The organism is Klebsiella sp. JB_Kp042 (genome assembly GCF_040065275.1).
In the GTDB taxonomy this organism is placed as follows: domain Bacteria; phylum Pseudomonadota; class Gammaproteobacteria; order Enterobacterales; family Enterobacteriaceae; genus Klebsiella; species Klebsiella quasipneumoniae.
The window spans coordinates 1-13086 of the sequence record NZ_JBEAJL010000011.1 but is presented as its reverse complement, the minus strand read 5'-3'; the positions used below and the strand labels follow the sequence as shown (position 1 = coordinate 13086).

The following is a 13086-nucleotide window of genomic DNA, read 5'->3' as shown; positions in this document are numbered from 1 at the left end:
GCCTTTTTTTACCCACCCTGGCGTCGCCAGATCACCACCCGATTACGTCCGCTGTTTTTTGCTTCATACATGGCTTCGTCCGCACGCTGGACGCACTCCTCCGCCGTCACACTTCTGTCATGGGAGGTATACACCCCCATGCTGATGGTCATCCGCTCTGGCAGAGCGGTCTGCTCGGCGCTGACCGCCAGACGGATGCGCTCGGCGATCGCCTGCGCCTCGTTCTCTGAGGTGTTGACCAGCAGCAGGGCAAACTCCTCACCGCCGATGCGGGCGGCGACATCATCCTTGCGCGAATGGCTGTCCAGCACCGATGCGGCAAATTGGATCACCTTGTCGTCGGCGATGTGGCCGTAGTTATCGTTGATGCGTTTGAAATGGTCGAGGTCGCTGATAATCACCGACAGCGGATGCTGGGCCTTCACCTTCGCCAGCTGCTGGTTTAGGGTGTCATAGAAGAAGCTGCGGTTATAGAGGCGGGTCAGCGGGTCGCGGATCGAATTCTGGTAGGAGTTGACATACTTGTGGTTAGACTCCCGATAGAGGATAAAGACGTCGACCAGCAGCACCAGGATCAGGAACAGGGTGCACAGCGTTTCAAAAAAACGCGCCTGATACCAGGCCTGATCGAGTTCCCCAACGGTAGAGAGCAGCCGGAAGAGGGTGAACAAATATGCGCTGCAAAAAAAAGCGCCGCTATACCAGAAAATATTGCGCAGTTTGCTCAAGCAAATTATTAATATTAGCGTGATAAACCAGACTGCCATCAGCAGCCAGCTGATAATACTTTGCCACAGCGGGGTGAAAGTATGATTCAGGTCGTCGATAAAATTGATGCTCAGCTTCGGCGAGTGGCTGGAGTACAGCCATGATAAAAAAATAATGGTTAATGTAAGAACAATGCATGCCGCGAAAGTCATTACATGGGCTTTCCAGGAATGCATGATGCGCCGGCGGAAGTAATACAAAATAATTGATGACATGAATAAGACGGCCATCATTATATTGCGAAAGAAATAATATATGACGGCGTCGTTTTGTTTCACCACCGGAGAGGGATTGCAGCTGAGCCAGTCCGGATAGCTGCTGAGCGTGCCCAGCATCAGCAACGCCGAACAGGCAAAGGCAAAAGCGACAGGGGTCAGATACAGGCGACGCTTGCTGCTCCAGTATTTCATGCCCATAAAACAGGCAATAGTGATATGAAACACCATCAGAAAACTGGTCAGCAGAGGAAATAGTGTAGATGAAGTGCTGTTGAATCTGGTGTGAAAAAAGTCCATCAACCCGGTCATGCCGACCCCGGCCAGTAAACAAATACAAATATAAACGATAAGACGTTTAACGACATGATTCATGTGTTTGGGCATAGACAATATTCCACAGGGAAAAGCAAGGGCAACGATATTGCGTCGACATAAAAAGAGTAATGTGCAGAAGAGTAGTCGGGGATGACTGATAAAATATTGCGCAGGCGCAATGATTAATGCAATTCAAAAATTAAGATGTCTGAATGCTAATGCGAAGCTATTAGGGGGTAATAAATGCAGAGGAATAATACGATGCGGCACAACTGGCCGCATCGTCAGAGGGATTATCGAGGAGAGACGGTGACCTGGCTGCCGCTGCCGGCAATCGCCACGCGCTGACCCACGGAGAACGGGGTGCTGCCCTGTTTCTGCACCACCATAATGGTATTGCCGTCATCCTTACGGATTTCCAGTTCCACGCCCTGGGTTTTATTCATCGCGCCCTGCACGCCCTGACCGGCTACGCCGCCCGCGACCGCACCTGCCGCTGTGGCCAGAGAGCGTCCGGTACCGCCGCCGATGGTATTCCCGAGGAACCCACCCAGCACCGCACCGCCAATCGCCCCGATGGCATTGCTGTCGTCGCCGCTCTGGATCTGTACGGCGCGGGTATGCACGATGGTACCGTATGTCACGCTCTGCACCTGTTTGGCTTCAGATGCGGAATAAACATCGCCGGACAGGCCGCTGCTGCTCACGCAGCCTGCGAGCGTGAAACCAATCATCGATACAGCCAAAACACGTAAAATCATTTATGAATCTCCTGTTCACCGAAGGTGTTCAATTGAACGTCCATGCGGTTAATTATATGGCATTTAGTCGTCGGCGGGCATAGCTTCTCTCCGGACTATACAAAAAATAATAATTAATGGTGCTTCAACCTTAACTAAACGCCGGTTCTTTACGATGTTCTCTGAATTGTCGCTCTATTGTTAAAAAGTATTATTACAACATAGCATTAGCGGACACTTTATGGTGGAGTGAAGGATATACAAGGGTCATGGAATGAAGGAACAACGTATGAGATCGGGTCGCTTTATTGGCGTTATGTCTGGTACCAGCCTTGATGGTATCGATGTCGTTTTGGCTGCCATCAATGAAAACATGGTGGCGCAGCAGGCCAGTCTCACCTGGCCCATCCCACACGCGATAAAAGAAGAGATTCTGGCGATTTGCCAGGGCCAGTCATTGACCCTTTCACAGCTAGGTCGTCTGGACACCCGACTGGGGCGGCTGTTTGCCGATGCCGTGCTGGCGCTGATGCGTCAGGAAAAGCTCAAACCCACCGACGTTATTGCCATCGGCTGCCATGGACAGACCGTATGGCATGAACCCCAGGGCGACGCGCCGCATACGATGCAAATTGGCGATAACAACCAGATCGCCGCCCACACCGGCGTCACCGTGGTGGGGGATTTTCGTCGCCGGGATATGGCGCTTGGCGGGCAAGGGGCGCCGCTGGTGCCGGCATTCCATCATGCGCTGCTGGCGCACCCCGTTGAGCGGCGGATGGTGCTCAATATCGGCGGGATCGCTAATGTATCGCTGCTGGTGCCGGGCCAGCCGGTGCGGGGCTATGATACCGGACCGGGAAATATGTTGCTGGACGCCTGGATCTGGCGCCAGCAGGGCAAACCGTACGATAAGGACGCCCAATGGGCCAGCGAAGGCAAAGTGCTCCTGCCGCTGCTGCAGGATATGCTGAGCGATCCATGGTTTGCCCTGCCGGCGCCGAAAAGCACCGGTCGGGAATATTTCAATTACGGCTGGCTGGAGCAGCATCTGGCTCGTTATCCTGGGCTGCGCGGGCAGGATGTGCAGGCAACGCTCGCGGAATTAACCGCCGTGACCATCAGTGAGCAGGTATTGTTAAGCGGCGGCTGCGAGCGTTTGTTAGTGTGCGGCGGCGGCGCGCGTAACCCATTGTTAATGGCGCGTCTGGCGGCCCTGCTGCCGGGAACCGAAGTCTCCACCACCGATGAGACGGGGATCAGCGGCGATGATATGGAAGCGCTGGCCTTTGCCTGGCTGGCCTGGCGCACGATCGCCGGCCTGCCGGGTAATCTGCCCTCCGTGACCGGCGCCAGCGAAGCCACGGTGCTGGGCGCTATTTTCCCTGCTAACCCGCCGCAGAATCGGAGTTAACTGAAATCTTAAAGACGACGCGACCGGTAAACTGGACAAGTTAAGCGGAGGGCGGAGTGCCCTCCGTGACCGGGAAAGTCGAAGGCAAACGAATGAAAAAAATTCTTATCGCAGTTGTACCTTTTATGCTGGCGGGCTGTAGCTACTACAACCAGTTTGTCGAGCGGATGCAGACGGACACGCTGGAGTATCAATGCGACCAGAAACCGTTGACGGTCCATCGCAATAACCAACGCCAGCAGGTTAGTTTTATCTATGACAATCAGCAGCTGAATCTGTCAGAGGGGCTGTCGGCTTCCGGCGCGCGCTACACCGACGGCGTCTATGTCTTCTGGTCGAAAGGCGATACCGCCACCGTCTATAAGCGCGACCGCATCGTCCTTGATAACTGCCAGCTGCAGACCGCCAAACGTTGAGATTTCTGTCCGGGGGGCGCACAATAACGCCACCTTTTGACTATATCCTCAATGGCCATGTCTGATAACGACGAACTCCAGCAAATCGCGCACTTGCGCCGTGAATACACCCGTGGCGGTTTGCGTCGCCACGATCTTCCTGCTGAACCTCTGCCGCTGTTTGAGCGCTGGCTGCGTCAGGCCTGCGACGCGAAACTCGCCGACCCAACGGCCATGGTGGTTGCCACCGTCGATGAGCGCGGCCAACCCTATCAGCGCATTGTGCTGCTTAAGCATTACGACGAAAAAGGGCTGGTGTTTTATACCAACCTCGGCAGCCGCAAAGCCCATCAGATTGAAAATAACCCGCAGGTCAGCCTGCTGTTTCCGTGGCATATGCTGGAGCGCCAGGTGATGGTGATCGGCAAAGCGGAACGCCTGTCGACGCTGGAGGTGGTCAAATATTTCCACAGCCGCCCGCGTGACAGCCAGATCGGCGCCTGGGTCTCGCAACAGTCGAGCCGGATCTCTGCCCGCGGTATCCTTGAGAGCAAATTCCTCGAGCTGAAGCAGAAATTCCAGCAGGGTGAAGTGCCCCTGCCGAGTTTCTGGGGCGGATTCCGCGTCAGCATCGAGCAGATGGAGTTCTGGCAGGGGGGTGAACATCGCCTGCACGATCGCTTTTTATACCAGCGCGATAACGGCGCCTGGAAAATCGACCGCCTGGCACCGTAATTGCCGAAATTAGTTATCGAAGCGCTGGCGCTGAAAGGGCCGGCGCTTTATTCTATGTACTTTTCGCATCTGGCGAAAAGTCGTGTACCGGCAGAGGTGCAGTCGTTTATACATGGAGAATTTGATGGCAAGCAGTAACTTGATTAAACAATTGCAAGAGCGGGGGCTGGTAGCCCAGGTGACGGACGAGGAAGCGTTAGCAGAGCGACTGGCGCAAGGCCCGATCGCGCTCTATTGCGGCTTCGATCCTACCGCTGACAGCTTGCATTTGGGGCATCTTGTTCCATTGTTATGCCTGAAACGCTTCCAGCAGGCAGGTCATAAACCTGTGGCGCTGGTGGGCGGCGCTACCGGTCTGATTGGCGACCCAAGCTTTAAAGCCGCTGAGCGTAAGCTTAATACCGAGGATACCGTGCAGGAGTGGGTGGATAAAATCCGCAAACAGGTAGCCCCGTTCCTTGATTTTGACTGCGGCGACAACTCGGCGATCGCGGCGAACAACTATGACTGGTTTGGCAGCATGAACGTGCTGACCTTCCTGCGCGATATTGGTAAACACTTCTCTGTTAACCAGATGATCAACAAAGAAGCGGTGAAGCAGCGCCTGAATCGTGACGATCAGGGCATCTCCTTTACCGAGTTTTCTTACAATCTGCTGCAGGGTTACGACTTCGCCTGCCTGAACAAGCTGCACGGCGTGGCGCTGCAGATTGGCGGCTCCGACCAGTGGGGCAACATTACCTCCGGTATCGATCTGACGCGTCGTCTGCACCAGAACCAGGTGTTTGGCCTCACCGTGCCGCTGATTACCAAAGCGGACGGCACCAAGTTCGGCAAAACCGAGGGCGGCGCCGTGTGGCTGGATCCGAAAAAGACCAGTCCGTACAAATTCTACCAGTTCTGGATCAACACCGCGGATGCTGATGTCTATCGCTTCCTCAAGTTCTTCACCTTTATGGACATCGCAGAGATCAATGCCCTGGAAGAAGAAGATAAAAACAGCGGTAAAGCGCCGCGCGCCCAGTACGTGCTGGCAGAGCAGGTGACGCGTCTGGTGCACGGCGAAGAGGGCCTGGAAGCGGCGAAACGCATTACCGAGAGCCTGTTCAACGGCAACCTGAGCGACCTGAGCGAAGCTGACTTCGAACAGCTGGCTCAGGACGGCGTGCCGATGATTGAGATGGAAAAGGGCGCCGATCTGCTGCAGGCGCTGGTGGATTCCGAACTGCAGCCGTCCCGCGGCCAGGCGCGTAAAACCGTCGCCTCTAACGCAGTGACCATCAACGGTGAAAAACAGGCCGATCCGGAATATGTTTTTGCCGACAGCGATCGCCTGTTCGGCCGCTACACCTTGCTGCGCCGCGGTAAGAAGAATTACTGCCTGGTCTGCTGGAAATAAAAAAATACTACCAGGGCGTGGGAAACCACGCCCTTTTTCTTTTTAGGGTTGTGGTAAGAAAATGAAGAACATCCTCGCCATTCAGTCTCACGTTGTGTTTGGCCACGCCGGCAACAGTGCCGCCGAGTTCCCGATGCGCCGCCTGGGCGCCAATGTCTGGCCCCTCAATACCGTACAGTTCTCTAACCACACGCAGTACGGCAAATGGACCGGCTGTGTGATGCCGCCTTCGCACCTGACGGAGATCGTCCAGGGCATCGCCGCTATCGATAAGCTGCAGACCTGCGATGCGGTACTGAGCGGCTATCTCGGCTCTGCTGAACAGGGCGAGCAAATCCTGGGCATCGTGCGTCAGGTAAAAGCGGCCAATCCGGCGGCGAAGTATTTTTGTGACCCGGTGATGGGCCATCCGGAGAAGGGCTGCATCGTCGCCCCGGGCGTGGCGGAGTTCCACGTGCGCTATGCGCTGCCGGCAAGCGATATCATTGCGCCTAATCTGGTGGAACTGGAGATCCTCTGCGGTCATCCGGTCGCCAGCGTGAGCGAGGCGGTGGCCGCCGCGCGGGAGCTGATTGCCCAGGGGCCGGAGGTGGTGCTGGTTAAGCATCTTTCCCGCGCCGGCATGAGCATGGACCGTTTTGAGATGCTGCTGGTGACCGCAGATGAAGCCTGGCATATCAGCCGGCCGCTGGTGGATTTTGGCCTGCGTCAGCCGGTGGGCGTTGGCGATGTGACCAGCGGTCTGCTGCTGGTGAAACTGCTGCAGGGCGCCAGCCTGCGCGACGCGCTTGAGCACGTCACCGCCGCAGTGTACGAGATCATGTTGACCACCAAAAACATGCAGGAGTATGAACTGCAGGTGGTGGCGGCGCAGGATCGTATTGCTGTGCCGGAGCACTGCTTCAGCGCCACCCGACTGTAACTTTCCGACTCTGCCCGGCAGAGCGCCGGGCAGTCTCTGGTCTTACTTTAAGCCTTCCGCTGCCAGTGCGTCAGCCACTGCCGGACGCGCCGCCACCTGCGCCATCCAGCTGCCGATATGACTACAGGCGGCCATATCCAGTTTAATCGCATAGCCCCAGCGCAGCACCGTGAACAGATAACCATCGGCGATAGTGAAGCGATGGCCGGTGAGCCACTGTTTATCCGCCAGCGAGGCATCCACGTACTGCAGTTTTTTCTCGAGCAACGCGCGCGCAACGGGCTTATAGTCCTCCGGGGTGTCCGGGCGGAACAGCGGCGTAAAGCCTTTGTGCAGTTCGGTAGCGACGTAGTTCAGCCATTCCAGGGTCTGGTAACGGGCAACGGAGCCCACGGGCGCCAGAAGATGGCGGTCCGGCACCTGATCGGCGATGTACTGCATAATAGCCACGCCCTCAGTAAGCAGGATGTCATCATCCAGCAGCAGCGCCGGCACCTGACCTTTCGGGTTGATCAGCAGATAATCTTCCCCGTTTTCCAGCTCTTTTCTTGCCAGATCCACGCTCTGCAAAGTGAAATCCAGGCCGCTTTCGCGCAGGGCGATATGTGAGGCGAGGGAACAGGCGCCGGGTTTGTAGAACAGTTTCATGCGTTACTCCTCGTGGCTGCAGTTTTCTGTATGTTAGTCCCGCCAGGGGTAAAAAAAAAGCCGCTAACCTAACGTTAGCGGCTTAAAAATAATTGGTTTTCCCTGCGGCGTCAGGCTGCCGCGGTTTCGCGTGCTTTTACGTCCGCGCTGTCGTCCTGAGTCATTCGGTTCAGCTTCGGCGCGGTCAGCAGCATCAGGGCGGCGATGACCGCGGTGACGATACCGATCTGCAGGAACACGTGGCCATACACTTCCAGCGACACCAGCGGATCGGTGACGTTTTCCGGTACCGCCATCAGGTTGGCGATTTTCCCGGCGATGATTGCCGCACCGGCGGTGGTGAGGAACCAGCTGCCCATAATGAAGCCCATCAGACGCTGGGGAACCAGCTGAGCGACCATCGCCAGGCCGAGGCCGGAAATCATCAGCTCACCGATAGACTGCAGCGCGTAGCTCAGAATCAGCCAGTTAACCGAGACGATACCGGCGTCGCTGGCGAACTTCGCCCCTAAAGGCAGGACGAGGAATGCGCCGGAGCACAGCACCATACCGATAGCGAACTTGTGCGGCATCGGCAGGCGGTCGCCCATCTTGTTATAGATGGCGGCCAGAATAGGGCTACCAATCATGATCCAGAACGGGTTCAGCGCCTGATACTGTTCCGGCTCGAAGGCGAGGCCGAGGATCGAGTGCTCCACGTTGCGGATAGCAAAGAAGTTCAGAGAGGTCGGCATCTGGCTGTACAGTACGAAGAAGACGATCGCTTCTACCATCAGCAGGAAGGCGACGATCATTTTGCGACGCGCGGCGCCTTTCAGGCCCATCGCCTCTTTGGCGAAAATCACCACGATACCCAGCGCGATGACGCCCAGCGCCATGCGTGCGATACCCTGGTTGTGCAGCAGCCAGGTAGCGATAGCGACCAGCACCACCACGCCAGCGATGGTCGCCAGCAGTTTACCCATATGCACCGGGGCAAAGTCCGGTTTCGAACCGTACTGTTTCACCCATTTCTGGCAGAAGGCGAAGTTAATGATGGTGATCACCATCCCCACCACGCTCAGGGCGAAGGCGACGCTCCAGCCGAAACGCGCGGCCAGCCACGGAGTTGCCAGCATCGAGAAGAACGAACCGATGTTGATGGACATGTAGTACATGGTAAATGCACCGTCCAGACGCGGATCGTTTTTGTCATAGCAGGTAGAAAGCAGGGAAGACGGGTTGGCTTTAAACAGGCCGTTACCGACGGCGATAGTCGCCATACCCATATAGACGATAGCGGCGTCATGACCGGACCAGGCGACCAGCGCATAGCCGATGGCCAGCACGATAGCGCCCAGCATAATGACGCGTTTGGTACCCAGCACTTTATCGCCCAGCCAGCCGCCAATGGCGACCAGGCCATAAACCAGCGCGCTAAAGGAGGAGAACAGAGTAATGGAATCCGCTTCCGACATACCCAGCTGTTTTACCAGGTAAACGGCCATAATCCCTTGCAGGCCGTAGTAACCAAAACGCTCCCACAACTCGATCGAGAAAATGAGATAGAACGCGCGTGGTTGTTTGAAAGCGTTCAGACTCACGCTTTCTGCTGGTTTATTGTTTGCAGTAGACACATATACCTCTTTTTTTACATCCCATATTTACTGGGGGGTGTTCGGGGCGCAATCTCGTTGGACCGCCGCCTTTATAGTTATTCTTGGAGGGAAAACGGCAGGTAATGTTCACTATCCTGGCGCATCAGGCAAGGCCTTTGTAATAATCTGTTACACATAATCAGGGCGGTATAATGCTCCGGTCATATGAATGTTATCCAGAGTTAAATTTCACCGTTACGTTATCGCTGCTATTTTTATCTTTTTGATTCGCCCATTTTTCCCGTAAAGGCGATATATTCTACTGATTGCGCACTAAAGTAGTGATATGGTCCATTATCCTAAAAATTCATGGCTTATTATCCTGGCAATCCTTGAACAGCCGTTGTATTGCCTGACTTTTATTTCCATTTTAATAACATTCTTTCAACATCGAGTTGCGAGCATGATCTGGATCACAAATGTATAGAAATTTTGCGCCGCTAAAAAATGAATGAGCTGGTTGTTTGTTATATAACCGGATAATAGCCCATGAAAATGCGGTTTATGTGGTGTTAGCGGCGGGTTAAATAGGTAAATGCGGACCATAACCTAAAGTTAGGCTATGGTCGTGAGTAAGACGATCAGGCGTAAACTTTGTCTTTGAATTCGCAAAGGTCTTCAATCAGGCAGGAGCCACAGCGCGGCTTGCGAGCTATACAGGTGTAACGGCCGTGCAGAATAAGCCAGTGATGGCAGTCGACCTTAAACTCGGCGGGAACCACCTTCAGCAGCTTCTCTTCCACCTGTTCGACGTTTTTCCCTGGGGCAAATTGCGTGCGGTTGCAAACGCGGAAGATATGGGTGTCTACGGCGATCGTCGGCCAGCCAAAGGCGGTATTTAGCACCACGTTGGCGGTTTTGCGGCCCACGCCGGGCAACGCCTCCAGGGCCGCTCTGTCCTCCGGTACCTCGCCGTTGTGCTGCTCCAGCAGGATCCGGCAGGTTTTGATGACGTTTTCCGCTTTGCTGTTAAACAGGCCGATGGTTTTGATATAGGATTTCACGCCCTCCACCCCCAGCGCCAGCATCGCCGCAGGCGTATTGGCCACCGGGTAGAGTTTGGCTGTCGCTTTATTGACGCTCACGTCGGTCGCCTGCGCCGAGAGCAGGACGGCAATCAGCAGCTCAAACGGCGAGCTGAAGTGCAGCTCGGTGGTGGGGTGGGGATCGTTGTCCCGCAGCCTGGTAAGGATCGCCAGGCGTTTGGCTTTGTTCATATTACGCTTTCCCTGTCGCGTCAGACGGTGCGACAGAGTCGGCCCGGGCCGCCTGCGCCTTCCGCTGCTTGCTACGTTCATCGATAAGGTATTTTACCGCCAGCATCATGCCGAGGCCAATAAAGGCGCCGGGAGGCAGCATAGCCAGCAGGAAAGGAGTGTCTGTATGGAAAACCTCGATGCGCAGGACCTTTGCCCAACTGCCAAGCAGGCTGTCGGCGCCGTCAAACAGCGTGCCATTGCCGAGGATTTCGCGCAGGGAGCCCAGCACGAACATCGCGCAGGTGGCCCCCATACCGATAGAGAAGCCGTCCAGTGCCGACAGCGCCGGTCCTTTTTTGGCGGCAAAGGCTTCGGCGCGGCCCACCACGATGCAGTTGGTGACGATAAGCGGGATAAAAATCCCCAGCGACTGATACAGACCGAACGCATAGGCATTGATCAGCATCTGCACCACGCTCACCACCGAGGCGATAATCATCACGTAGATCGGGATCCGGATCTCCGCCGGGGTCCAGCGGCGCAGGCTGGAGATGGTCAGGTTGGTCAGGGTCAACACCAGGGTCGTCGCCAGACCCAGCCCAAGGGCGTTGGTGGCGGTCGAGGTGACCGCCAGCAGGGGACACATCCCTAACAGCTGAACCAGAGCGGAGTTGTTTTTCCACAGACCCTGGACGATGACGTCTTTAACTTCGCTCATGGTTACTCTCCACAGGCGCTGAATTCAGGAAGTTGCGCAGGCAGCGTTTGTGCATACAGGCCTGCGCGCTTAACGGCATTGACCACCGCCCGGGGGGTGATGGTGGCGCCGGTGAACTGGTCAAAATCGCCGCCGTCTTTTTTGACCGCCCAGTGGCTGTCGCCCTGGCCGTGGATGACTTTCCCGGTAAAATGGGTGATCCAGTCCGACAGGCGCAGCTCGATTTTATCCCCAAGACCCGGGGTTTCATGATGCTCGGTCACGCGGGTGCCGAGGACCGTGCCGCTAAAATCGGCGGCCACCAGCAGCTGGATCGCTCCGGAATAGCCATCCGGCGCGGTGGCTTCCATGACCGCGCCGATCGGCTGGTCGTTATTTTTGGCAATCCACACTTTATGCTGGCCTTTGCCCAGCGCCGGGGCGCTGACCAGATAGCAGCTCTTGAGCAGATCGTTATTATAGCGGTCGGCAGGTAAAACCTGGTCGAATAACGCTTTCTGCTGCTGGGCCGCCTGCTGGTCGATGGTGCTTTTGGTCAACTCATTGATCGCCGCCGTTAGCCCGGTGGAGCCGGCGGCAAACAGCGCCAGCGTGACGCCGTGTTTTCGCATGGTTTTTAACATCTTCGCTCTCTCAACGGTGGCCATACACGCGCGGACGGGTGTAGTAATCGATCAGCGGCACGGTAATATTCGCCAGCAGAACGGCAAACGCCACGCCGTCCGGGTAACCGCCGAAGCTACGAATAAGCCACACCAACAGGCCGGCGAGGGCGCCAAAGATCAGACGGCCGCGGTTGGTTGTCGAAGCCGTCACCGGGTCGGTCAGAATAAAGAAGGCGCCAAGCATGGTGGCCCCGGAGAGCAAATGCATCTGCGGCGAGGCCAGACTCTGCGGCGAGAAGATCCAGCCGAGGGTCGCGCACAGGCCAAGGCTGACGAGGAAGCTGACCGGGATATGCCAGCGGATCGCTTTCTGCCACAGCAGAAACAGTCCGCCCGCCAGCCAGGCGATATTCACCCACTGCCAGCCCAGGCCCGCCAGAACGCCGCCGTAAACCGGCAACTGCAGTACCTGCTGGACGCTATGTCCGGCATGCAGGGAGGTTTTGAAGGTATCCAGCGGGGTTGCCTGGCTGATGCCGTCGATACCCAGCCGCAGGCTGGCCATGTCGCCTCCGGCGGCGGTATGACCGGTAAAGATCATCTGCAGCGTATCGCTGAACGCCGGGATATGGGCGGCAATCTCGTATGAAGGCAGCCAGGAGGTCATCTGCACCGGGAAGGAAATCAGCAGCACGACGTAGCCGATCATCGCCGGGTTGAAGGGGTTATGGCCGAGTCCACCGTACAACTGCTTGGCGATCACTATGGCAAAGGCGGTGCCGAGCACCACCATCCACCAGGGGGCCAGCGGCGGAATACTCACCGCCAGCAGCAGGCCAGTGAGCAGGGCGGAGTTATCCCTCAGGGTGGACGCAACAGGCTGTTTGCGCAGTTTGAGAATAGCGGCTTCCATTGCCCAGGCCGTCAGAGCGGCGAGGACAATCTGCAGGACGGTGCCCCAGCCGAAAAACCATGTCTGGACCACAATTCCTGGCACGGCGGCGAGCAGCACCAGCAGCATAATGCGCGAGGTCTGCCGCTGGTTGTGGGTATAGGGGGAGCTTGCGATTCTGAAAACCATTTATTCCTCGTTAACTGCCTGCTGTGTTGCTTTGCGCGCCTGAACGCGGGCGATCGCCGCGGCGACGACCGCTTTGCGTGGGTCGTCATTGGCTGCGGTTGACGCGATTTCCGCCTGGGCGGCCTGCTGTTCGGCTTTGCGCGCTTTGGCGCGGGCGATGGCGGCTTCCACCGCGGCTTTACGCGGGTCGGCCGGCTCGGCCGCCGGGGCTTCCGCCGGCGCGGCCTGCTGTGCAGTTTTGCGCGCTTTGGCGCGGGCGATAGCGGCTTCCACCGCGGCTTTACGCGGGTCG

At 56.7% G+C, this 13086-nt stretch carries 15 protein-coding genes; 6 read left to right on the top strand and 9 right to left on the bottom strand.

Annotation, left to right across the window (positions count from 1 at the left end; all coding sequences use genetic code 11):
- Positions 1–8: 8 nt before the first annotated feature.
- Entirely contained in the window at positions 9–1370 is a 1362-nt protein-coding gene (locus ABLV54_RS02545; RefSeq protein WP_226563949.1) for a GGDEF domain-containing protein, read from the bottom strand.
- A 224-nt stretch (positions 1371–1594) separates the two neighbouring features.
- Positions 1595–2062: an outer membrane lipoprotein SlyB gene (gene slyB / locus ABLV54_RS02540; protein ID WP_002907749.1), complete on the bottom strand. Its 468-nt coding sequence runs from the start codon at positions 2060–2062 to the stop codon at positions 1595–1597.
- A 268-nt stretch (positions 2063–2330) separates the two neighbouring features.
- Here slyB and anmK point away from each other — a divergent pair, with 268 nt between their 5' ends.
- The 6 genes from anmK (at position 2331) to pdxY (ending at position 6906) form a co-directional block, all read left to right on the top strand.
- A complete protein-coding gene (gene anmK, locus ABLV54_RS02535) occupies positions 2331–3455 on the top strand; it encodes an anhydro-N-acetylmuramic acid kinase (protein ID WP_226563951.1) in 1125 nt (374 codons plus the stop codon).
- Between the two features lie 92 nt (positions 3456–3547).
- Positions 3548–3871, top strand: a complete 324-nt coding sequence (gene mliC / locus ABLV54_RS02530; RefSeq protein ID WP_032428867.1) for a C-type lysozyme inhibitor — start codon at positions 3548–3550, stop codon at positions 3869–3871.
- A 57-nt stretch (positions 3872–3928) separates the two neighbouring features.
- Positions 3929–4585, top strand: a complete 657-nt coding sequence (pdxH, locus tag ABLV54_RS02525) for a pyridoxamine 5'-phosphate oxidase (RefSeq protein ID WP_032428866.1) — start codon at positions 3929–3931, stop codon at positions 4583–4585.
- Positions 4586–4723 (top strand): hypothetical protein, encoded by a 138-nt coding sequence (locus ABLV54_RS02520; RefSeq protein ID WP_017901085.1) that lies wholly within the window; start codon positions 4586–4588, stop codon positions 4721–4723.
- A complete protein-coding gene (gene tyrS, locus ABLV54_RS02515; RefSeq protein WP_004175868.1) occupies positions 4710–5984 on the top strand; it encodes a tyrosine--tRNA ligase in 1275 nt (424 codons plus the stop codon). The genes ABLV54_RS02520 and tyrS overlap by 14 nt, the downstream gene beginning before the upstream one ends.
- 61 nt (positions 5985–6045) lie before the next feature.
- A complete protein-coding gene (gene pdxY / locus ABLV54_RS02510) occupies positions 6046–6906 on the top strand; it encodes a pyridoxal kinase PdxY (protein WP_226563953.1) in 861 nt (286 codons plus the stop codon).
- Between the two features lie 42 nt (positions 6907–6948).
- Here pdxY and gstA read toward each other — a convergent pair whose 3' ends face one another.
- From gstA to ABLV54_RS02475, 7 genes are all read right to left on the bottom strand, one after another.
- A complete protein-coding gene (gene gstA, locus ABLV54_RS02505) occupies positions 6949–7554 on the bottom strand; it encodes a glutathione transferase GstA (RefSeq protein ID WP_226563955.1) in 606 nt (201 codons plus the stop codon).
- A 110-nt stretch (positions 7555–7664) separates the two neighbouring features.
- Positions 7665–9170: a dipeptide/tripeptide permease DtpA gene (gene dtpA, locus ABLV54_RS02500; protein ID WP_023289927.1), complete on the bottom strand. Its 1506-nt coding sequence runs from the start codon at positions 9168–9170 to the stop codon at positions 7665–7667.
- A 602-nt stretch (positions 9171–9772) separates the two neighbouring features.
- Positions 9773–10408, bottom strand: coding sequence for an endonuclease III (nth, locus tag ABLV54_RS02495; RefSeq protein ID WP_023289926.1), 636 nt, complete (start codon positions 10406–10408; stop codon positions 9773–9775).
- Position 10409: 1 nt separating this feature from the next.
- Entirely contained in the window at positions 10410–11108 is a 699-nt protein-coding gene (locus ABLV54_RS02490) for an electron transport complex subunit E (RefSeq protein WP_023289925.1), read from the bottom strand.
- Positions 11109–11110: 2 nt separating this feature from the next.
- The gene (gene rsxG, locus ABLV54_RS02485) at positions 11111–11731 is read right to left on the bottom strand and encodes an electron transport complex subunit RsxG (RefSeq protein WP_032453110.1); all 621 of its coding nucleotides are present in this window, start codon (positions 11729–11731) and stop codon (positions 11111–11113) included.
- A 10-nt stretch (positions 11732–11741) separates the two neighbouring features.
- Entirely contained in the window at positions 11742–12794 is a 1053-nt protein-coding gene (gene rsxD / locus ABLV54_RS02480) for an electron transport complex subunit RsxD (protein ID WP_048335890.1), read from the bottom strand.
- A partial coding sequence (locus ABLV54_RS02475) for a hypothetical protein (protein ID WP_348813580.1) occupies positions 12795–13086 on the bottom strand: 292 nt, incomplete at its 5' end.